Raw genomic sequence first — 21581 nt, forward strand, 5'->3', positions numbered from 1 at the left:
ATCGGCTCCGGATTGTTGTGTGAGGGAAATAAGGGGGGGCGGCTCTTGCAGGCCAGTCGCTATGAACCGAAATATATAGCGACTCCTCGATGCAAGGAAGCACAGATTTCAAGCGCGACGGATTTCCGCTTCTGCCGAAGGCGTGGGAGCGAGGCTTGCCCGCGATGGAGCGCGGAGCGGTCCCTGTTCCGGCTACCTCCACGAGTCTTGTCACGCCTCCAATCCCGCGTGCGCCGCAGATCCAATGCCTGCGGCCAGAATCAAAAGCGATTTAATGCCCCGCCAGTTTCTCCAGCGCGTTGATAGCCAGCTTTCGGGTCAGGTCGCCGGCGGACAGTTCGTGTTTGATCCCCACGGCTTGCCCGGCCCACAGGTTCATGAAGCCGTCATCGCCTCGGGCCTCGGCCTTGGCCCGCAGCGGGATCAACGCGCCGCCGGCGGTGGGGAATGCCGGTGCCTGCGGGCTCATGGGGCCCAGCTCATGCATGATGCGGTTGACGATGCCCCGTGCAGGCCGCCCGGTGAAAATGTTGGTCAGGGCGGTCTGGCTGTCGGTGGCTGCGCGCAACGCCTGGTGGTGCAAGGGGTTCACTTTCGCTTCAGGGCAGAACAGGTACGCCGTGCCGATCAGCACCGCCGAGGCCCCGAGGATGAACGAGGCTGCAATGCCGCGCCCGTCGGCGATTCCGCCGGCAGCAATTACCGGCACACGGACGGCGTCCGCGATCTGCGGCACCAGCGCCAGGGTGCCCACCTGCGTGTGCAGTTGATCGCTGAGAAACATGCCGCGATGGCCGCCCGCTTCATACCCCATGGCTATGATCGCGTCACAGCCCCGGGCCTCCAGCCACCGGGCTTCCTCTACGGTGGTGGCCGAGGAAATGACCTTGGCGCCAGTCGCCTTGACCCGCGCCAGCAGCCCGGCGTCCGGCAAGCCGAAATGGAAGCTCACCACCTCAGGTTTCAGTTCTTCGACCAACGCGCAGGCGGCGGCGTCGAACGGGTGGCGGTTGGAGGTGGGGGTCGGTGCGTCGAAGTCCGCACCGAGTTCGTGGTAATACGGCTGGAGCAGGGTTTTCCAGGCGTCGTCGCGTTCGGGATCCGCTGCAGGGCTTGCGTGGCAAAAGAAGTTCAGGTTCAGCGGGGCACGGGTGTGTTGGCGGATCAGGCTGACTTCCTCGCGGATCTGCTCGGCGTTAAGCATGGCGCAGGGCAAGGACGGCAAACCGCCCGCAGTGCCGACAGCAATAGCCATGGCAGACCCGCTGGCCCCGGCCATGGGGGCCTGCAGGATGGGCAGTTCGATGTCCAGGAGCTGGAGCAGGCGGGTGTCGGGCCAGGCAATCATGGGCAGTTCTCCAGGGGGCAGTGAATCCGCGAATGTGATTTTATAGCGCACAGGATGAGTGCGTGCGGTGTCCTAATGCTGAACGGCTCAATCAAGCCCTGTTTGACATCATCGTTCAACCCTCAAACGACCGGTTCCTATCGGAGGCATCCATGTCCAGCCGCGTGTTCAACGGTATTTTGATCGACAAAGACGACAGTGGTTATCACGCCCGCGTGACGTCCCTTGATGAAGCTGACCTGCCAGCGGGCGACGTCACGGTCAACGTCGCGTACAGCACACTCAATTACAAGGATGCGCTGGCCATCACCGGCAAAGGCCCGGTGGTGCGCACATTTCCCATGGTGCCCGGTGTGGACCTCGCCGGCACCGTGGACAGCAGCAGCCACCCGGCTTTCAAGCCCGGCGATGCGGTCCTGCTCAACGGCTGGGGCGTGGGCGAGGGGCATTGGGGTGGGCTGGCGCAAAAAGCGCGGCTGGACGGCAACTGGCTGATTCCGTTGCCCAAGGCCTTTACCCCGGCGCAAGCCATGGCCATTGGCACGGCAGGCTACACCGCGATGCTGGCGGTCATGGCCCTGGAGAAAAACGGCCTGACCCCGGACAAGGGCGAGGTGTTGGTGACCGGCGCCAACGGCGGCGTCGGCAGTTTTTCCATCGCGTTGCTGGCGCGGTTGGGCTATCGGGTGGTGGCTTCCACCGGTCGGCTGGCGCAGAGCGATTACCTGAAGCAACTGGGCGCCGCTGACATCATCGACCGCGCCACCTTGTCCGAACCGGGCCGTCCGCTGGGAAAGGAGCGTTGGGCCGCCGCCATCGATTCAGTGGGCAGTCACACCCTGGCCAACGTCTGCGCCACCACCCGCTATCGCGGCACCGTAGCAGCGTGCGGCCTGGCCCAGGGCATGGAATTCCCCGGTTCCGTGGCGCCGTTCATTCTGCGTGGGGTCACGTTGGCGGGGGTCGACAGCGTCATGCGGCCTTACCAGGACCGGATCGACGCGTGGGAGCGGCTGGGCGTCGACCTGGATCCTGAAAAGCTGGCGCTTATCACCCGGGAAATCGGCCTCAGCGAGGCGATCGAGGTGGCGCAACAGTTGTTGGACGGCACCGTTCGGGGACGGGTGGTGGTCAACGTCAATCGTTGACCCCGGCCATGGCGTGCAGCAGTCGCCGGACCTGCCGCGCGCCGAGCTCGGTTTCGCACAGCTGAAGCGGCGTCTGATCCCCAAGCGCCGCCTGACAACGCACCATCCAGCGGCTGGCGGCAGCGTGGTCGCCCAACACCGACACCGCCTGGGTGGCCATCTCGGCAACGCGGTCCAGCCGTTCGGAAGCCACCACATCCAGCGGTTGCATCTGGCGTTGCCGGCGTTCGAGGGTGGACATCGAGGCGTTGAGCAATCGTTCGAGCCGTCGCGGCGTCAGCTTGAACGCTTGCCGCGTGGCCTTGACCCACCCCGGCGGAAAGCCTGCCTGGATGTAGCGCAGGCGCTCGGCTTCGGTGCGCGCGTTGAGTTGGTCGGCGATCAGCCAGAAGGTGGGAGCATCAAGTGGTGTGGGCTTACGGGTGTCCATCGGCTGGGCATTCCTTGTCGTGCCGGTGTGGCGGTCCGAAAAGGCTAGCCCAGCGCAACTTGCCTAGCGCGTGAAGGTATTACCGGGTTGTTCAGCCGCCGCGACATCCCGCGCTTCGCGGGCCAGCAATGCTTGCTTGCGCTCGATGCCCCAGCGATACCCGGACAGCCCGCCGTCGCTGCGCACCACCCGATGGCAGGGAATGGCCACCGCCAGCCAGTTGGCACCGCAGGCCTGGGCCACGGCCCGGGATGACGTGGGCGCGCCAATGCGAGCGGCAATCTCGGCGTAGCTGGCGGTACTGCCGGAGGGAATCTGCGTCAGGGCCTGCCAGACCCGCTGCTGAAACGCCGTGCCCTGAACATCCAGCGGCAGATCTAGCCCCACGCCTGGCGCCTCGACAAACCCCACCACCGCCGCCACTCGCTGCTCGAACGCGGGGTCACAGCCCACCAGCTCGGCGCTGTGAAAGCGATCCTGAAACTCATGCACCAGTTGCTGCGGGTCGTCGCCCAGCAATATCGCGCAGACCCCCCGTGCGCTTTGCGCCACCAGAATCGCGCCCAACGCACACTCGCCCACCGCGAAACGGATCTGGTGATGGGTGCCGCCCTGGCGGTAATCGGTGGGGGTCATGCCCAGGAGCTTGTCGGACGTTTCGTAGAACCGGCTGTTGGAATTGAAACCGGCGGCATACAGCGCATCGGTGATCGAGCCGGTGTCCGCCAGCTGGCGTCGCATCTTCTGGCCGCGATGCGCCGCCGCATAGCCCTTGGGCGTGAGGCCGGTCACGCTTTTGAATACCCGGTGAAAATGCCAAGGGCTCAATCCGGCGTGTTCGGCCAACTGATGCAGGCTGGGCAATTGTTCCGCCTCGGCGATCTGCCGGCACGCGTTGGCCACCCGCACGGCGTGTTGTCCGCTCAGTTGGGCCTGAACCGCCGTTGCCCGCCTGCTGGGACGATAACCGGCGGCCTCCGCCTGGGCCGGGGTGTCAAAGAACTCGACGTTTTCCGGACGCGGCAAACGGGCCGTGCTGCCGGGCGGGCAGTAAATACCGGTGGTGCGCACGCCGTAAACGAATTGGCCCTGAGCCGAGGCGTCGCGGGACACCACGGCGGTCCACCGCGGGTCATTCTCGACAGTGCTGATGAGGGCAACGGTTCTGACGCGTGACATGGCTGCATGACCTCTGATGACGGATGCTTGCAGATTATTCCCTCGTGCGGGGCCGCAAACTCCGAGTCTTGCGATTCTAATTCCGTGTCGTGCCGCTCACCCCATCAGCATCGGTGGCAGGGTGCCCAGCAGGGAAACCGCCGCCAGGGCCGACGCCCCGAACGCGCACTCAAGCCCTACGCTGACCCGCAGTGCCGCCACGTTGAGCGAGCCCGCGCGGGACAGGGTCCGATTGATCAGGGCCAGCACCAGCATCGCCAGCACCAGAGCGGCTTTGACCGCCAGCACCAGGCCGAACCCGGAGAACGCCGGCTGCGGCCAGAACCCACCGCTGAGGGCGCGAACATTGATCAGCCCCGTCACGATGATCGTCGCCACCAGCATATAGCCGATGCCGCTGAACCGTTGCAGGATCGCGCGCAGATCCAGCGCACCCGGTGCGGCCAGCAGCAGCGCCAGCATCAACAGTCCGCCGAGCCACAGGCCGACACCGCTCAGGTGAATCATCTGGTTGACGATCAGCAGTTGCCCACGAACTCCGTCGAACATGGCGCCGTGCCCCACCGGCGCCAGCGTCCACAGCAGCAGCGTGACCAGCAGGGTTTGCAGCGCCACGGGCATTCGGCGCGGGGTGCATGCGCCGAGCAGCGCCAGCAGCGCAAGGACCAGATGCACGACCCACACGTGACCAAAAAAGGTGCTGCCCAGGACCAGGGCCACGGTGTCCGGGACGAGTATGTCACGCCAGTCACCGGCCATGCTGCCGGCGGTCAGCATCAGCCAGGCGACGGCACTGAGCAGGGCCACGGCGGCGAGCCAGCGGTTGAGGTCATCGACGCGCCGCGCAACGGGGCCGTGTTCAAAAGGGGTCAGGCTTGCCCTGAACAGCCGCCGGAACAGGAGGAGGCCGAACAGCAGCAACACGGCACCGAAATGCACGAACCGGCACAGGATCAATCCTTCGTGCATGGCGTTACGGGGTAACCTCGAAGCGGTACACACCCTCGCTTTTGTGGGTGTCTACGGAGACCGCGTGCCACTCGACCTTGTATTTGCCGGGGCTCAGCGCGACCGCGGGGGTGACGATCAGGACCTTCTTGTCGGCAGGGTCGGTGACGATGGTCTGCGTGGCGACAATTTCGGTGCTGTCCCCCGGACCGTCGCGGCTGATGCTGACTTTGCTGAATTTTTCTTCCACGCCTTCGGAGAACGTGAGCCGCAGCTCTTTGGGCGACGTCACTTCGCTGTCGGCGGGCGGCGACTGGCTTTGCAGATGGGCGTGGGCGAGGGCGTAGGTGGCGGTGGTCAGGCAGGCCAGGACGGCGAGGGAGGAGAGGGCGTACTTGAGGCGTTTGGCAAACATCGGGGTACCTTTTTTATCATTGCGGCAGTGAACGGTGCGGCGGGTTGAACGGCAGGGAAATCGACGCAAGGGTGCGCGACGATCCGCGGGCTACTAGACCAGAAAGCCGACCACGATTCCAGACAATCCGATCTCCGAGCGCCGCCAGAGATCCCCCCACCTCCCGGACCGGTTGATTAATCACCGGGGCTGTGCTGTAGAGTCCTGCTTTTCAGTGTCGCAAAAAGGCCATTGCAGAGCCTTCGCCGTTACCGGAGCCCCCAAGCACGTGTCTGACATACCTGCCCATCGCCCGCCCGAAGCACCCCATATCGCTGCGCCGCTCATGCCGGCGCTCCAGGCACCGCTGGCGCTGTACCTCGCGCGCCTGGCGCCGTCCAGTCGCCTGACCATCAAATACGTGTTGCAGGACGCTGCCGACCGCCTGGGTTTTGTCGACGTCGACCTGCACGACATCCCCTGGCATCAGCTGCAACCGGGCCACATCACGGCGCTGGTTTCGGCACTGCGCGACGACAATTACGCGCCCAATACGTCCTCGCTCTACGTCAACGCGATTCGCGGGGTGATGAACGAGGCGTGGCGTCAGGACCTGATCAGTCACGAGCAGCTGCTGAAGATTCGCGGGATCAAGGCCATGGGCGGTACGCGACTCGGGCGCGGCAGCAACATCCGTCGCACGTTGATCCGCGAATTGATGGCGGTCTGCGCCGCCGACCCCAAACCCCAGGGCAAGCGTGATGCGGCGCTGATCGCGATCCTGTATGGCTCGGGCATGCGCAAATCGGAATCGGTGAACCTCGATCTGGCGCAGCTGGATTTCGCCGAGCGCAGCCTGCGGGTGACGGGAAAGGGCAACCGGCAGCTGATCAAATATGCCCCGGCGTGGGCGTTCGAGGCCTTGAGTGAATGGCTGACGTTGCGTCGGGATCATTTGCCGGCGGGTGTGCCGGACGACACGTTTCTGTTCAACCGCATCCGCCGCGGCAATCACATCACCCGCGAGCGCATCACCAAACACGCCATCTACTTCATCGCCAAGCAGCGCGGGCGCCAGGTCGGGGTCGAGATCATGCCCCATGATTTTCGGCGTTCGTTCATCACCCGCGTGATAGAGGAGCACGACCTGGCCATCGCTCAGAAGCTCGCCCACCACACCAACATCGCTACCACGGTGGGCTATGACATGCGCGACGACAACGCGCGTCGGCGGGTGGTTGACCGGCTTGATCTGTGACGATCAATCCGTGTTCAGGCCCGGACGAAGAATCGCTAAGTTGAGGGCGTTAACGGGCAGCGCAACTAACTGGACCGCGTCTTAATTATGAAAAATAATTCATAAAAAAAGCCACCGCACAAAAGTGAAGTGGCTAAAAAGTCTTACCAAAGGAATGATGAAGTGGAGCAAGTGTCTGGTGCCTGAAGCTGCGGAGTCATCAGGCAGTGGATACGTGGTCTTTCATCGCCGACAACGGTAACACCGCATCCGATGTTTGAACTATTACGTTAGTCGATAGTGACTATCACGACTCATTGATCATTGGCGGCCCGGGGAGATGCTAAAAATTCGACGGCGAGGGGAGCACACCCCGCCTGTCATTGCGCAAATGCGTAAGCGGCACTATAACGATAACAGGCTCAGAGTCTGTGAACTCGCCGTGGCTTGAACCACGGTCATGATGTATTTAGCCCATCTGCCACAGCGCTTACTCCACCGTTCTTCAATCGCCTGGATCAGGGGCACGGCCCGTGTGTCAGGCGTCTGGAATGTTGGGCCTTAATAAACAGGGGATAACAATGACGTTTGTAAAATGGAACCTCGTCACGCTCGCGGTTTCACTGGGCGTAAGTCAGTTGGCGACAGCCGGGGTCGTCAGTGATCAGTCCGAAACCAAGGGTTTCGTCGAGGACAGCAGCCTCACTGTTCACCTCAAGAACTACTATTTCAATCGCGACGGCAAGAACGGCGGCGGCGACCGCAAGGACTGGACGCAGGGCGTACTGGGCAACTTCAGCTCGGGCTTCACCCAGGGCACGGTCGGATTCGGTGTTGACGCGTATGCCAACTGGGGCCTGAAACTGGACGGCGGTGGCGGCACCTCGGGCACCGGCAACCTGCCGGTGGACCGCAACGGCGACCCGGAAGACGAGTACGGCACGGCCGGTGGTGCGATCAAGATGCGCATTTCCAAGACTGAGCTGCGCTACGGCAATCTGCAGCCGACCGCGCCGGTTTTCGGGGCGGGGGGCTCACGCCTGTTCCCGCAAACGGCCACCGGCTTTAACCTGTTGAGCAGCGAGATTGCCGGCCTGGAACTGGACGGCGGTCACTTCACCGGTGGCAATGGACCGGTTACTACCAACAACGATCACGACATCTTTGCGTCGTACGCCAACGTCACGGCGTCGAGTATCGACTACGCGGGCGGCAAATATGCGCTGACCGATAACTTGTCGTTGAGCCTTTACGGTTCCGATCTCAAGGACGTCTGGAATCAGTACTACGCCAACGCCAACTACACCTTGCCGATCAGCGATCAGCAGTCGTTAAATTTCGATTTCAATATTTACCGCACCAATGATTCAGGCTCGGCCAAAGCAGGCGATATCAGCAACACCACCTGGTCGCTGGCGGCGGCTTATTCGTTCCTGACCGCGCACACCGTGACCCTGGCCTTCCAGAAAGTTCACGGCGATACCCCCTTCGATTATGTAGCGTTCGGCGTTAACGGCCCCGGTGACACCGCAGATTCGATCTTCCTGGCGAACTCGGTTCAATATTCTGACTTTAACGGTCCGGGGGAGAAATCCTGGCAGGCCCGATATGACTTGAACATGGCCAGTTATGGCGTACCGGGGCTCAGTTTCATGGCCCGTTATATCAGCGGCGATGATATCGATGGCAGCCATCTGCCATCTAACAGTACTTACGGGGCCTACGGCTACGGAGAGGATGGCAAACATCACGAAACTAACCTTGAAGCCAAGTACGTGGTTCAGTCCGGTTCGCTCAAGGATCTGTCGCTGCGTATGCGTCAGGCATTCCATCGCGGCAATGCCGATCAGGCTGAAGGGGACAACAATGAGTTGCGCCTGATTGCCGATTACCCGATCAATATCTTCTGAGCCGGGGGTTGTTATAAAAAGAGCCAGACGCCGATATACGGTGTCTGGCTTTTTTTTTGCGCGTTACATGTGCACTTCAACCGCCAGTGGCAGGTGGTCCGAGAGGTGCGTCCACGGGCGCGTCCCCAGAATGCGCGGCTCATGGCTGGTGGCGTTACGCAGGTAAATCCGGTCCAGGCGCAGCATCGGAAAGCGCGCGGGGTAGGTCTTGGCCAGATGCCCGCCATGGCGCTCGAACACCTCGTGCAGGTACTCGACCCGTCCCAGGCGCTTGTTGCCTTGCAGCTGCCAGTCGTTGAAGTCGCCGGCGATGATCACCGGCGCATGGTCCGGCAGCGAGTCCAGCAACTGACACAGCAAATCCAGCTGCAACTGGCGGTGGCTTTCCAGCAGGCTCAAGTGCACGCAGATGGCATGCACTTCTTCGTGTCCGGGGACCTGCAAGACGCAATGCAGCAACCCGCGGCGTTCGGGGCCGGTGATGGAAATGTCCAGGTTGCGATGACGAATGATCGGGTACTTGGAGAGCAGGGCATTGCCGTGGTGGCCGTCGGGGTAGACCGCATTCTGGCCATAGGCGAAATCGCTCCACATGCTGTCGGCCAGGAACTCGTATTGCGACATGCTCGGCCAGTCCTGATACCGCGTGGCATGCCCGTCGTGGCCGCCGAGCACTTCCTGCAAAAACACCAGATCAGCGCTGGTGGCACGGACGGCTTCGCGCAGTTCCGGCAGGATGAAACGACGGTTGAGTGCAGTGAAGCCCTTGTGCGTGTTGACGGTCAGCACCCGCAAACGATGCACGTCAGGGGCATCGGAAATGCCGGGCGAGTCGGCGCTAATGCCAGCGGGGTCGGGTGTCACTCGGACGTTCCTGTTCAAGGGTTGTGTAGCTGGGACCCGCGAGCGCGACAGGGGTTCAGCCTGACTGGGCGCCGCCTGCACCGGCGCGGGTTTACACCCGCGTGTCGATGCCCGCGCGACGTGACAGCACCACGGTCAACCCCAGGCTCGCCACCGACAACAACGCGGCGAAAAAGAAGATCCATCCATAGCCCATGCCCAATGCGATGGCGCCCATCAGCGGGCCGGCGATGGCCAGGGCCAGATCGAAAAACACCGCAAACGCACTCAGGCCGGCGCCACGGCTGCTGTTGGGCACTTGCTTGATGGCTTCCACGCCAATGGCGGGGTAGACCAGGGACAATCCGAAGCCGGCAAACGCGGCGCCCAACAGCGCAAATTCGGTGCTCGGCGACACCCACAGCAGCACCAGGCCGACGGTCTCCACCGCCATGCAGGTGATGGCCGAGCGGAACCCGCCGAAGCGGTTGATGGCGTTGATGAACAACAGCCGCGCCAGGATGAAGCAGACGCCGAACACCGTCAGGCACCAGGCCGCGCCTTCCCAGCCGCGACTGATGTAGAACAGGGTGATGAAGGTCGTGAGGGTGCCGTAACCGATGGACGCCAGCGTCAGGCTGATGCCGAACGGCGCAATCCGCCCGAACACCGACCAGAACGGCAGCCGCTCGCCCCGGATCACCGGTACTGCGGGTTTCTTGCGGATCAGTAACAGGGCGCCACAAGCCAGCACCGTCAAGGCGATACCCAGGGAAACAAAGCCCAGGCTGCCGACCATCACCACCCCCAGCGGCGCGCCGATGGCGATGGCGCCGTAGGAGGCAATGCCGTTCCAGGAGATCGAGCGGGCCATGTGCTCCGGTCCCACCTGGCCGATGCACCAGCTGATGGTGCCCACGCCGATCAGCCCCTGGGACGCACCGAGAAACAGTCGGGAGATGATCAACACCGTCAGGCTCACCTGCGGCAGGCTCTCCAGCAGCACGGCGATGATCGTCAGCACGCCGCTCAGGGTGATCCCGCTCAGGCCGTAGACGATGGCGCGCTTGGTGCCGATGTTGTCGCAGATCCGGCCGGCGATGGGGCGGCTGAGCAGGGTCGCCAAATATTGCGCACCAATGGTCAGGCCCGCGATGACCGCGCTGAAACCCAACTGGTCATGCACGTAGCCAGGGATCACCGCGATCGGCAGCCCGATGCACAGGAAGGCAATAAAGGTGTAGATGACGATGGAAACGATTTGCAGGGTAATCGCCCTGGAGTGGGCGTTTGCCGCGGGCGTCGACGGGGGTAGGGCAGCAGACATGGGCTCTTCGCTGGCAGGCAGAGGGGGTGCGGTCATCATCGCTTGTGGTAGCGATAAAAGAAAGCACCCTAACGGTTAGCTCCGTTCGCGCGGCAATTCGCGCGAAAAAAAGCCCCGACACGTGGACGGGGCTCTTTGCAGCGGTGATGCCTGATCAGGACGGGCCTGTCAGAACACCACACCCTGGCTGCGCAGGTAATCGTCGTAAGTGCCGCTGAAGTCGATCACGCCGCTTGGGCTCAGCTCGATGATGCGGGTGGCCAGGGACGACACGAACTCACGGTCGTGGCTGACGAAAATCAGCGTACCGGGGTAGTTCTCCAGCGCCAGGTTCAGCGCCTCGATGGATTCCATGTCCAGGTGGTTGGTCGGTTCGTCCATGATCAGTACGTTGGGCTTTTGCAGGATCAGCTTGCCGAACAGCATGCGGCCTTGCTCACCACCGGAAATCACTTTGACCGACTTGAGGATGTCGTCGTTGGAGAACAGCATGCGGCCCAGGGTGCCCCGCACGACCTGCTCGCCGCCCTGGGTCCAGCGACCCATCCAGTCGAACAGGTTGGATTCGTCTTCGAAATCCGAAGCGTGATCCTGCGCGTAGTAGCCAAGCTCCGCGGCGTCGGTCCACTTGACGGTACCGGCGTCCGGCGTCAGTTCGTTGACCAGGGTGCGCAGCAGCGTGGTCTTGCCGATGCCGTTCGGGCCGATGATCGCGACGCGCTCGCCGGCTTCAACCTGGAAGCTGAAGTCCTTGAACAGGGTCTTGCCGTCGAAACCTTTGGCCATGCGATCAACGATGACCGCCTGACGGTGCAGCTTCTTGGTCTGCTCGAAACGGATGAACGGGCTCACCCGGCTGGATGGCTTGACCTCGGCCAGCTGGATCTTGTCGATCGCCTTGGCGCGGGACGTGGCCTGCTTGGCTTTCGAAGCGTTGGCCGAGAAGCGGCTGACGAACGACTGCAGTTCGGAAATCTGGGCTTTCTTCTTGGCGTTGTCCGACAGCAACTGCTCGCGGGACTGGGTCGCCACGGTCATGTATTCGTCGTAGTTGCCCGGGAACAGACGCAGTTCGCCGTAATCCAGGTCAGCCATGTGCGTGCAGACGCTGTTCAGGAAGTGACGGTCGTGGGAGATGATGATCATCAGGCTCGAACGCTGGGTCAGGATGTTTTCCAGCCAGCGGATGGTGTTGATGTCCAGGTGGTTGGTCGGTTCGTCGAGCAACAGCACTTCAGGATCGGAGAACAGCGCCTGGGCCAGCAGAACACGCAGTTTCCAGCCCGGCGACACTTCGCTCATCGGGCCATTGTGCTGCTCGATGCCAATCCCCAGGCCCAGCAACAGCTCGCCGGCGCGGGACTCGGCGGTGTAGCCGTCCATCTCGGCGAACTCGGTTTCCAGCTCCGCGACAGCCATGCCGTCGGCTTCGGTCATTTCCGGCAGCGAGTAGATGCGGTCGCGCTCGGCCTTGACCTTCCACAGCTCTTCATGGCCCATGATGACGGTGTCGATGACGGTGAAATCTTCGTACGCGAACTGGTCCTGGCGCAACTTACCCAGACGCACGTTCGGCTCCAGCATCACCTGCCCACCCGAAGGCTCCAGGTCGCCGCCAAGGATCTTCATAAAAGTAGACTTGCCGCAACCGTTGGCACCGATCAGGCCGTAACGGTTGCCGCCGCCGAACTTGACCGAAACGTTCTCGAACAGCGGCTTGGCGCCAAATTGCATGGTGATGTTAGCGGTGGAGATCAATTACCTTACCTTTCAACAGCTTGAGGGTGGATGCCTTGAGTCGCAGCCATAAATGTCGGGCCAGGACCTGTAACCACCACGCGTTTTCGATGGACCCGACAGGCAAAAAATAAGCTGCAGCGTCGACCCGCGAGGGGAGCTGCAGCTTATTGGTATTGGGGGAGTGTGCCGGACAGTGGCGGCATTATTGCACAGCTTGCCTTTCAGATACATGACGTCAGGAAGGAACCGCCGATTCCTGTCAACAAGGTTTGTTATGGGTTTTACGATTCTCGCCATAACCGCAACACCCAACCGGGCAGATAAGAGGCGCTGCCCTGCAAACTAAGAGGCTGCCGGTCGTCGGTTATTTGTAATGAGTGAAACTGATCTTAGCCTAACCAGTACCTTCTATTGACTTGGAATCCCGACCATGGAGTCTGATGAGGACATTCGTTTTCATACCCACGAGCTGCTCTTAAGGCTGGATGCTGCAACAATCGAATTGATGAAGCTGGTGGGCCTGGGCTTGATAGCCTCTCCGCTCTGGAATGAGGCGGTCGTCAAGCAACGCACCGCGTTCAAGGCTCTGCACGAGGCATTGGAGGATATTCCTGCTACGCAAACAGGCGACGTGCCTCATCTGGCGATAGTCCCCTTACCGGATGCTGATCGGTAGGCGGACTGTCGCTTTGAATGAACTAATCAGCTTTTCAGGCTTAAGCATTATCCTGCTTCGGCACCCTCTAAAGTTTGCAAAACCCCCGCCGACATGGTTTTCAGGAACAACTTTCCTGACTCTCTCTGACCTACTCATGAGTAACCCCTATGTCTTGGCTGACACGTCTTAAGCTGAAGTCAAAACTGCTGATCGCCTTTGGTTTATGCGCGTTAATCACTGTTGTGGTGGCCGTGTTAGGGCAGTCGGGCATCGCCAAAATGTATGGCCAGTTGCAAGCTACGGTGACCAACAACCTGGTGTCGATCCAGAAAACCGATGCCATCAAGGTGGGTGCCGTCGCCACCAACCGTGACTTCTTCAAAGCCATTGTGCTGACGGTTGCTAACGCCAGCGCTGACGATATCAATGCCGTCATCCAGTCCTATCGCGATAATCAATCCGAGGTTCAGACGGCGTTCAAGATCTACCGCGCCACTCCGCTGGAAGCAGACGAACGAGCAGCGGGTGACGACTTCGAACGTGACTGGCCAGCCTATATTTCTGCCATTGATGCGGGTCTGGCAGCGCTTAAAAGCGGTGATGTTGTCCAGGCCAGACTGATCGCCACAAGCACTGTTACACCGGTTTACGCCAAGCTGATGGCTGAAATCAATATCATGATCGCGTCCAATACGCGGCAGGCCGTCGACGTCATGGCTGTTGGCGATAGCACGAACAAGCAAGTGACCTGGATCCTGATCGCAGGCTGTCTGATTGCCATGGTGTTCGCCGTTGCGCTTGGCATGATCGTCACTGGCATGATCACCCGCCCCATTTTCCTGTCGGTCGAAGGCGCGGGCCGCGTCGCCAAAGGCGATCTGACCCAGCCCATCCTTGTGCGTGGTACCGATGAAACAGGACAACTGTTGCAGTCGTTGTCCGATATGCAGAGCAACCTCAAAGGCACCGTGCAGCAAATTGCTGACGCCTCTGACCAACTGGCTTCCGCCGCCGAAGAATTAACCGCAGTGACAGAGGACAGCACACGCGGACTGGTTCGGCAAAACGACGAAATCCAACAAGCGGCCACAGCGGTCAACGAGATGACGGCTGCCGTGGAAGAGGTGGCTCGCAACGCCGCGAGCACTTCTCAAATATCCGGCCAGACTGCTGAAGACGCCTTGAAAGGCCAAAAACAAGTCCAGCAGGCTGTGACGGCTATCGACACAGTGACAGAAGAAATCACTGAATCCACACAGCGGGTAGAAACACTGGCCGCGCAGATCCACGACATTACCAAGGTGCTGGACGTGATCCGCGGGATTGCGGAGCAGACCAACCTGCTGGCGCTCAACGCTGCGATTGAAGCGGCACGTGCCGGGGAGCAAGGGCGTGGTTTTGCGGTGGTGGCCGACGAAGTACGTGCGTTGGCGCACCGAACGCAAACCTCCACCGGCGAGATCGAGGCCATGATCAGCCGGGTTCGTAGCGGGGCCGACGATGCAGTGCAGGCCATGGGCAAAAGCCAGACGCTTGTGCGTAATACTCAGTTGCTGGCCACTGAAGCTGGCCAGGCACTTGAGCGGATCAGTCTGGGCGTCAGTCAGATCAACGAGCAAAACCTGGTGATAGCCAGCGCGGCAGAGGAGCAGGCTCAGGTGGCGCGTGAGGTCGATCGCAATCTGGTGAACATTCAGGATCTTTCCACTCAAACCGCGGCTGGCGCTAACCAGACCAGTGCATCCAGTCAGGAGCTGTCACGCCTGGCAGTGTCGTTTAATACCTTGGTGGCGCAATTCCGGCTATAGGGGATGACGACCGGCGCCTCGCTGTTCAAGCAGGCGCCGTTGAATCCATTCGATGCGCAACGCCAAGTGACGGCTGAAGACCGCTTTGCCAAATCGCAGGCAAGAAAAAGCCCGCGATGGGGGAAAGCGGGCTTTTAAGTGTTTCTTGGAGGAGCCAGTGAACGATAACGGAGCCAATGTGAAAGTTGTGTGAATTCGGTTACACAATCGCCGTATTCAGAAAAGCTTTCACGATGGACTTGGCGGCAGGGTTCACATTGGGGCTGTTACCCAGTTGTTTGGCGGTAAACCAGCGGCAGTCGGCGATTTCGTTTTTCGGCGTCGGGCTGGCGATTGGGTTCACCGAAACCTCGAACACATGGTGCAGCACGTTGTTGCCTTCGTACTGGCTGACGTAGGCCAGGTCGCTGAAGATCAGACCGGTCTCTTCCCGCAGTTCGCGTTCGGCCGCCTGGGAGGGGGTTTCGTCGCGCTCGACCTTGCCCCCTGGCAGGTTCCATTTGGATTTGGGCTTACGCACGTAGAGGATCTGATCCTCCCGCCGGCAAATGATGGTCGCTCGTTGTTTCATACATCCCCCTGCTTGACGCGATGCTTCTGTCACAAAAAAGTCATATAACTGTAAAGAAGCATTATCGGTGCCAAAGTTCCGTGTCTCGGCTTCTAAAGCATAGATCGGCCGGAATGAACGCGACTGAAGGCTCGGCCGATCAGCGGGGCATGTAGCCCAATTGCCAACGGCGGGGGATTTTCAGGGTTGCAAGGCCGATCACAAACGCCAGCCCGGCACTGAAATACAACGCGCTCAAACCCATGTGCTGTTCCAGCAAAGCGCCCACCACCGCGCCAATGAACATGCCGGTCCACGGCACCAGTTGCACTCGCCAGCCGCTGGGCCGTTCGCCTACCAGCCAGCGACCCAGCCCACGCCCAAACCTAGACAGCGCGCCGGTCACATAAGTCAGTCCGATGGGCAATCCGTTCACCTGTTCAACCACGGCGTTGAGCATGCCCATGGCCAGAATGCCCGCCAGCAATGCTTGCGTTTGCCAGGCAACAGGCAGGGCTGCGGACAGGCACAGCAAAGCGCCCAGCACTGACAACAGGATCACGGCACGTCGCCCGCTGAACCGAGAGACCACGATGCCCAAGGCATTGCCAGCGATAAAGGCGAGGACCAGCGCCACCAGCCTGCCGATCAGCGGTAGGTCGCCATCGCTGATGGCCACCGCCAGTCGTGTCGTGTTACCGCTCATGAAGGAAACAAAGTCCCCCGTGGCCATGAAGCCGATGGCGTCGGTCATGCCCGCCAGTACGGACAGGCTGGCCACCAGGCTCAGCCCGACACGACCGCGCCATACACGGGCGCGGATCAGACGTGGGTTATTGGAGCGAAAGACCGGGGTGGGCAGCATCTGGACAATCCTGCGGAGGAGTGATCTCGGGTGGCCTTGTAATAGCACACATGCACCGGGTCACCGATTCAACCTTCGCAGGGAGGGTGCAGACGATTACTCGCTGCCGGAGGCGCCGGGCTTCGGTTTGGGGGCGCTGCCGGAATGTTTGGGTTTAGGCGTCTGGGTGCTGCCGGTGCCGCTGCCGCTGCCCTGTTTCTTCTGGGCCTGGTCATTGGCCGTCTTGCCGGGAGGGTCGCCGGCCTTGGGCATGTGATCGTAACCGGCGGCGTCCCCCCCGTTCCCGCCCGCCGGCGTGGTGGGGTTAACGCCTGGCGGCATGGCTGAAGCCACCACGTCGGCGCCGCCCTCAGCCGTGGCGGCCTGCGCCGAACAGGCCGCGATCGAGAGAAGGCTGGTCAGTAGCCAGCGCGAGACCCTGATATTCATTTCATTCACTCCGTTGTTCGAATTGTCTCCACTTAGGCAGCGAAAGGGCGCCCAGGGTGCGGGCCTCGGCGACGAGCGGACAACCCGTCGCGTGACTGCAGCAGGGCGCACGTTTGTGGTTCATCGACGCACAGAACTGGGGCCATTGCCCCGTCGCGTATCGAACGGTAGCGCTCAGTCCCCTCGTCTCTCCCTCGCCGCCAAATCGTGATCGGGCTCACGCCATTGATCTCGCAAGACTTTCTCAATGCTGTTGCCTGGAGTGGGTTCTGTGGCACACTTTCTGCACTTCATTCCGTTGTTACACACTAGCTTCCGCTATAGCGGAAAACCTACATCTTCGGCGGAGTTCTTCTCATGCAACGCGGACCTTCCTTTTTGAAAGCTTGTGCGTTCGTCCTGGCGGCCACCGCCGCAGTGGCAAGCACGGCGCAAGCGGCAGACAGCAAACTCGACAGCGTGCTGCAGCGCGGGCATCTGGTGGTCGGCACCGGGAGCACCAATGCCCCGTGGCACTTCCAGGGCGCGGACGGCAAGTTGCAGGGGTTTGATATCGACATCGCCCGCATCGTTGCCAAGGGCCTGTTCAATGACCCGAGCAAGGTCGAGTTCGTGGTGCAGTCTTCCGATGCGCGGATTCCCAACCTGCTGACCGACAAGGTCGACATGAGCTGTCAATTCATCACCGTTACCGCCAGCCGCGCGCAACAGGTGGCCTTCACCCTGCCGTACTACCGCGAAGGCGTGGCGCTGTTGCTGCCGACCAACAGCAAGCACAAGGAAATCGACGACCTGAAGGGCGCAGGCGACGGCGTTACCGTGGCCGTGCTGCAAAACGTGTACGCCGAAGAACTGGTGCATCAGGCGCTGCCCAAGGCCAAGGTCGACCAGTACGACAGCGTTGACCTGATGTATCAGGCCATCAACTCCGGACGCGCCGATGCCGCCGCCACCGATCAGTCGTCGGTCAAGTACCTGATGGTGCAGAACCCCGGCCGCTACCGCTCGCCCGCATTCGCCTGGAGCCCGCAAACCTACGCCTGCGCCGTCAAGCGAGGCGATCAGGACTGGCTGAACTTCGTCAACACCGCGCTGCATGAAGCCATGACCGGCGTCGAGTTCCCGACGTATGCCGAGTCGTTCAAGAAGTGGTTTGGCGTCGATCTGCCGTCACCGGAAATCGGCTTCCCGGTTGAGTACAAATAAAGCGAACCCGAACTGACGGGGCAGGGAAGGCCCTCGTGCCTTCCCGTCCCAGGTACTGCTGACCATGAATTATCAGTTGAATTTTGCAGCGGTCTGGCGGGACTTCCCCAGTCTGCTGTCGGGCCTGGGACTGGGCCTTGAGCTGGCGCTGATCTCGATTGCCATTGGCTGCGTGATCGGGCTGATGATGGCCTTCGCCATGCTCTCGACGTTTCGTGCGTTGCGGATCATCGCCTCGGTGTACGTCACCGTCGTGCGCAATACGCCGATCCTGGTCTTGATCCTGCTGATCTACTTTGCCCTGCCGAGCCTGGGCATTCGCATGGACAAAATCGCCTCGTTCATCGTCACGCTGTCGCTGTATGCCGGCGCGTATCTGACCGAAGTGTTCCGCGCAGGCTTGCTCAGCATCCACAAAGGCCAGCGCGAAGCGGGACTGGCCATCGGCCTGAGTGAATGGCAGGTGCGGGCCTACATCGTGGTCCCGGTGATGCTGCGCAACGTGTTGCCGGCGTTGTCGAACAACTTCATTTCGCTGTTCAAGGACACCTCGCTGGCCGCTGCCATCGCCGTGCCGGAACTGACCTATTACGCGCGCAAGATCAACGTCGAGAGCTACCGGGTGATTGAAACCTGGCTGGTGACCACGGCGTTGTACGTTGCGGCCTGTTACCTCATCGCCCTGTTGCTGCGCTACCTCGAGCAGCGCCTGGCGATTCGCCGCTAGGAGGCCCCCATGTACGAACAACCTACCTGGCTGCATGAACTGTGGATTGCCCGCGAAGCGTTGTGGTCGGGCTTTCTGACCAGCATTCAGTGCTCGGCGCTGGCGATTGTCTGCGGCACGGTGATTGGCGTGTTCGCCGGTCTGATCCTGACCTATGGCACGCTCTGGTCGCGCCTGCCGTTCCGCATCTACGTGGACCTGATTCGCGGCACGCCAGTCTTCGTGCTGGTGCTGGCCTGCTTTTACATGGCCCCGGCCCTGGGCTGGCAGATCAGTGCGTTTCAGGCCGGCGCCCTCGGGCTGACGCTGTTCTGCGGCTCACACGTGGCGGAAATCGTCCGCGGCGCGCTGCAAGCCATCCCGCGCGGGCAACTGGAAGCGGGCAAGGCCATCGGCCTGACGTTCAGCCAGTCGTTGAGCTACGTCTTGCTGCCCCAGGCGTTACGCCAGATCCTGCCGACTTGGGTCAACTCGTCCACCGAGATCGTCAAGGCCTCGACCTTGCTCTCGGTGATCGGCGTGGCGGAGTTGCTGCTGAGCACCCAACAGGTGATCGCCCGCAACTTCATGACCCTCGAGTTTTACCTGTTCGCCGGATTTCTGTTCTTCATCATCAACTACGCCATCGAGCTTCTTGGTCGGCAAATCGAAAAAAGGGTGGCCTTGCCATGACAGAGACTCACACCGCGCCCCTTGCCCCTGCGTTGCTGAGCATTGAAGGGCTGCACAAATCCTACGGCCCGGTCGAAGTGCTCAAGGGCGTCGACCTGAAGATGAACAAGGGCAACGTCGTGACCCTGATCGGTTCCAGCGGCTCGGGCAAGACCACGCTGCTGCGTTGCGTCAATCTGCTGGAAGAATTCCAGGGCGGGCACATTCGCCTCGAAGGCCAGGACATCGGCTACAGCGACATCAACGGCAAGCGCGTGCGGCACCCGGAAAAGGTCATCGCCCAGCACCGCGCCATGACCGGCATGGCGTTCCAGCAGTTCAACCTGTTCCCGCACATGAGCGCGCTGCAGAACGTCACCCTGGGCCTGTTGAAAGTCAAAAAGATGCCCAAGGATCAGGCCGTCGCCCTGGCTGAAAAATGGCTGGACCGGGTCGGCCTGCTGGAACGTCGCAATCACTTCCCCGGCCAGCTGTCCGGCGGTCAGCAGCAGCGCGTGGCGATTGCCCGGGCGATTGCGATGAACCCCAGCCTGATGCTGTTCGATGAAGTGACCTCGGCCCTGGACCCGGAACTGGTAGGCGAGGTGCTCAGCGTGATCAAGGGCCTGGCCGAGGAGGGCATGACCATGCTGCTGGTGACCCACGAGATGCGCTTTGCGTATGAAGTGTCGGACCAGATCGTGTTCATGAATCAAGGTCGCATCGAAGAGCAGGGCCCGCCGAAAGCGTTGTTCGAACAACCCAAATCGGCGCGGCTGGCTGAATTCCTCAAGAACATTCGTTTTTAACACCGTATTTTTAGCGCTCAATCAAAGGAGATTTCTCATGAGCATTACTCGTTACGGCGCCGGTAGCACGGCAGGTGGTGGTCAGCCACGGCCTTTCGCTCGCGCAGTCGAGGCAGACGGCTGGCTGCATGTTTCAGGGCAAGTGCCGGCCGTGGACGGCGAAATCATCACCGGCGGCATCATCGAGCAGACCCGCCAGACCATGGACAACCTGGTGGCGATCCTGGCTGAGGCCGGTTATGAGCTCAAAGACGTGGTGCGCGTCGGCGTGTGGCTGGAAGACCCACGGGATTTCTGGAGTTTCAACAAGGTCTTCGGCGAATACTTCACCCCCGAACACGCCCCGGCCCGCGCCTGCGTCCAGGCCAACATGATGGTGGACTGCAAGGTCGAGATTGATTGCATTGCGTATAAGAAGAAGCCGTAGCCGGGCGTTCTCGCTCGGGATCGTTGTTGGAGCGAGGCTTGCCCGCGAAGGCAACACCGCGTTATGCCTGACACTGCGCGTGGTTAGCTTCGCGGGCAAGCCTCGCTCCAACAAGTAGACTGCATGCTTTATCAAGGAAACACCTGCACCGATGGATAACCCAACCATGACCGAAGACACGATCAAACGCAGGGCCCGTGGTCTGGACCGGGCGTTCGATATTCTGGATTTCCTCAAGGAAACCGGGACGCCCATGCGCCCGAACGAGATCGCCAGCGGCATTGGTAGCCCGAAATCGACGGTCTACGAGCTGGTGGCGTCGCTGCTGGAACGGCGCATCCTGGAAACCGTCGGCAAGGACGGTCATGTCTACCTCGGGCGCCAGTTGTACTTCCTCGGCCAGGCCCACCTGCGGCACTTCGACTTCACCCGCGAGGCCGAAGTCAGCCTGACCGAAATCGTCGAGCAAACCCGGGAAACCGCGCAGATGTGCCTGCTCAACGGCCGTAAATACACCGTCGCGCTGATGAAAGAAGGCGCCCGGCATTTCCGGATTTCCTCGGACATCGGCGAAGACGCGCCCATTCCCTGGACCGCGTCCGGGCGCTTGCTGCTGGGCCACCTCAGCGACCAGGCGATTGCCGACCTGATCGATCCCGAGGACTACATCCTGCCCAGCGGCGAAGAGCTGCCCATGGCCACGTTCCTCGCCGAAATCCGCAAGGCCCACGAAGAAGGCTTCTTTTCCTTCAACAGCATCGCCGACACCTTCACCCATTGCTTTGCCGCGCCGGTGAAGGACAAGCAGGGGATCTGCATCGCGACCCTGTGCATCGTCGCGCCAAGAGCCGACGCCAAGACCCATTACGACGACTACCGCCGGGTGCTGATCGACAGCGCCAACAGCCTCGCGCGGCGGGTCAACGACTGACGCGCGGGTCGCTGCC

Annotated in this window: 22 protein-coding genes; 11 read left to right on the forward strand and 11 right to left on the reverse strand. The window is 61.4% G+C overall.

What is annotated here, in order from left to right; translation table 11 throughout:
• Window positions 1-271: 271 nt before the first annotated feature.
• Window positions 272-1348 carry an NAD(P)H-dependent flavin oxidoreductase gene (locus ABQX22_RS03935; protein WP_349796689.1) on the reverse strand — a complete coding sequence of 359 codons (1077 nt, stop codon included), beginning with the start codon at window positions 1346-1348 and terminating at the stop codon, window positions 272-274.
• A gap of 152 nt (window positions 1349-1500) precedes the next feature.
• Here ABQX22_RS03935 and acuI point away from each other — a divergent pair, with 152 nt between their 5' ends.
• A complete protein-coding gene (acuI, locus tag ABQX22_RS03940) occupies window positions 1501-2496 on the forward strand; it encodes an acrylyl-CoA reductase (NADPH) (protein ID WP_349796691.1) in 996 nt (331 codons plus the stop codon).
• Here the strand turns inward: acuI and ABQX22_RS03945 are convergent.
• The 4 genes from ABQX22_RS03945 to copC all read right to left on the reverse strand — a co-directional run bounded on the left by ABQX22_RS03945 (window position 2486) and on the right by copC (window position 5468).
• On the reverse strand, window positions 2486-2926 hold the full coding sequence (locus tag ABQX22_RS03945) for an antitoxin Xre/MbcA/ParS toxin-binding domain-containing protein (protein ID WP_349796693.1): 441 nt from the start codon (window positions 2924-2926) through the stop codon (window positions 2486-2488). The genes acuI and ABQX22_RS03945 overlap by 11 nt on opposite strands.
• A gap of 63 nt (window positions 2927-2989) precedes the next feature.
• Window positions 2990-4105, reverse strand: coding sequence for a bifunctional DNA-binding transcriptional regulator/O6-methylguanine-DNA methyltransferase Ada (gene ada, locus ABQX22_RS03950; RefSeq protein WP_349796695.1), 1116 nt, complete (start codon window positions 4103-4105; stop codon window positions 2990-2992).
• Between the two features lie 96 nt (window positions 4106-4201).
• On the reverse strand, window positions 4202-5074 hold the full coding sequence (gene copD, locus ABQX22_RS03955) for a copper homeostasis membrane protein CopD (RefSeq protein ID WP_349796697.1): 873 nt from the start codon (window positions 5072-5074) through the stop codon (window positions 4202-4204).
• 4 nt (window positions 5075-5078) lie between these two features.
• On the reverse strand, window positions 5079-5468 hold the full coding sequence (gene copC, locus ABQX22_RS03960) for a copper homeostasis periplasmic binding protein CopC (protein ID WP_349796699.1): 390 nt from the start codon (window positions 5466-5468) through the stop codon (window positions 5079-5081).
• Between the two features lie 268 nt (window positions 5469-5736).
• Between copC and ABQX22_RS03965 the strand changes: the two genes are divergently transcribed.
• Both ABQX22_RS03965 and ABQX22_RS03970 read left to right on the forward strand, forming a co-directional pair.
• Window positions 5737-6705, forward strand: a complete 969-nt coding sequence (locus ABQX22_RS03965) for a site-specific integrase (protein WP_349796701.1) — start codon at window positions 5737-5739, stop codon at window positions 6703-6705.
• 560 nt (window positions 6706-7265) lie between these two features.
• Window positions 7266-8594: an OprD family porin gene (locus tag ABQX22_RS03970; protein WP_349796703.1), complete on the forward strand. Its 1329-nt coding sequence runs from the start codon at window positions 7266-7268 to the stop codon at window positions 8592-8594.
• A gap of 63 nt (window positions 8595-8657) precedes the next feature.
• Here the strand turns inward: ABQX22_RS03970 and ABQX22_RS03975 are convergent, their stop codons facing one another.
• The 3 genes from ABQX22_RS03975 to ABQX22_RS03985 form a co-directional block, all read right to left on the reverse strand.
• Window positions 8658-9458, reverse strand: coding sequence for an endonuclease/exonuclease/phosphatase family protein (locus tag ABQX22_RS03975; RefSeq protein WP_349796705.1), 801 nt, complete (start codon window positions 9456-9458; stop codon window positions 8658-8660).
• 91 nt (window positions 9459-9549) lie between these two features.
• Window positions 9550-10764 (reverse strand): MFS transporter, encoded by a 1215-nt coding sequence (locus ABQX22_RS03980; RefSeq protein WP_349796707.1) that lies wholly within the window; start codon window positions 10762-10764, stop codon window positions 9550-9552.
• Window positions 10765-10932: 168 nt separating this feature from the next.
• Complete coding sequence (locus ABQX22_RS03985) at window positions 10933-12522, reverse strand: ABC-F family ATPase (RefSeq protein WP_349796709.1); 1590 nt, start codon at window positions 12520-12522, stop codon at window positions 10933-10935.
• A gap of 412 nt (window positions 12523-12934) precedes the next feature.
• Here ABQX22_RS03985 and ABQX22_RS03990 point away from each other — a divergent pair, with 412 nt between their 5' ends.
• Together ABQX22_RS03990 and ABQX22_RS03995 are read left to right on the forward strand one after the other, a co-directional pair.
• Window positions 12935-13180, forward strand: coding sequence for a hypothetical protein (locus ABQX22_RS03990; protein ID WP_349796711.1), 246 nt, complete (start codon window positions 12935-12937; stop codon window positions 13178-13180).
• Between the two features lie 149 nt (window positions 13181-13329).
• Entirely contained in the window at window positions 13330-14970 is a 1641-nt protein-coding gene (locus ABQX22_RS03995) for a methyl-accepting chemotaxis protein (RefSeq protein WP_349796713.1), read from the forward strand.
• Window positions 14971-15169: 199 nt separating this feature from the next.
• On the opposite strand, the gene ABQX22_RS04000 is transcribed toward ABQX22_RS03995, so the two are convergent.
• From ABQX22_RS04000 to ABQX22_RS04010, 3 genes are all read right to left on the reverse strand, one after another.
• The gene (locus ABQX22_RS04000; RefSeq protein ID WP_349796715.1) at window positions 15170-15541 is read right to left on the reverse strand and encodes an NUDIX hydrolase; all 372 of its coding nucleotides are present in this window, start codon (window positions 15539-15541) and stop codon (window positions 15170-15172) included.
• A gap of 139 nt (window positions 15542-15680) precedes the next feature.
• A complete protein-coding gene (locus ABQX22_RS04005) occupies window positions 15681-16385 on the reverse strand; it encodes a YoaK family protein (protein WP_349796717.1) in 705 nt (234 codons plus the stop codon).
• 96 nt (window positions 16386-16481) lie between these two features.
• On the reverse strand, window positions 16482-16814 hold the full coding sequence (locus tag ABQX22_RS04010) for a hypothetical protein (protein WP_349796719.1): 333 nt from the start codon (window positions 16812-16814) through the stop codon (window positions 16482-16484).
• A 357-nt stretch (window positions 16815-17171) separates the two neighbouring features.
• On the opposite strand from ABQX22_RS04010, the gene ABQX22_RS04015 reads away from it, so the two are divergent.
• The 6 genes from ABQX22_RS04015 (at window position 17172) to ABQX22_RS04040 (ending at window position 21565) form a co-directional block, all read left to right on the forward strand.
• Window positions 17172-18020, forward strand: a complete 849-nt coding sequence (locus ABQX22_RS04015; protein ID WP_349796721.1) for a transporter substrate-binding domain-containing protein — start codon at window positions 17172-17174, stop codon at window positions 18018-18020.
• Between the two features lie 64 nt (window positions 18021-18084).
• Window positions 18085-18747, forward strand: a complete 663-nt coding sequence (locus tag ABQX22_RS04020; protein WP_349796723.1) for an amino acid ABC transporter permease — start codon at window positions 18085-18087, stop codon at window positions 18745-18747.
• Between the two features lie 9 nt (window positions 18748-18756).
• Window positions 18757-19419, forward strand: coding sequence for an amino acid ABC transporter permease (locus ABQX22_RS04025; protein WP_349796724.1), 663 nt, complete (start codon window positions 18757-18759; stop codon window positions 19417-19419).
• Window positions 19416-20207, forward strand: coding sequence for an amino acid ABC transporter ATP-binding protein (locus ABQX22_RS04030; RefSeq protein WP_349796726.1), 792 nt, complete (start codon window positions 19416-19418; stop codon window positions 20205-20207). Before ABQX22_RS04025 ends, ABQX22_RS04030 begins: the two co-directional genes overlap by 4 nt.
• A 37-nt stretch (window positions 20208-20244) precedes the next feature.
• The gene (locus ABQX22_RS04035) at window positions 20245-20634 is read left to right on the forward strand and encodes a RidA family protein (protein ID WP_349796728.1); all 390 of its coding nucleotides are present in this window, start codon (window positions 20245-20247) and stop codon (window positions 20632-20634) included.
• 151 nt (window positions 20635-20785) lie between these two features.
• On the forward strand, window positions 20786-21565 hold the full coding sequence (locus ABQX22_RS04040; RefSeq protein WP_349796730.1) for an IclR family transcriptional regulator: 780 nt from the start codon (window positions 20786-20788) through the stop codon (window positions 21563-21565).
• The last annotated feature ends 16 nt before the right edge of the window (window positions 21566-21581 follow it).

Origin of the sequence: Xanthomonas sp. WHRI 1810A, assembly GCF_040202885.1 — a bacterium.
Taxonomy (GTDB): Bacteria; Pseudomonadota; Gammaproteobacteria; order Pseudomonadales; family Pseudomonadaceae; genus Aquipseudomonas.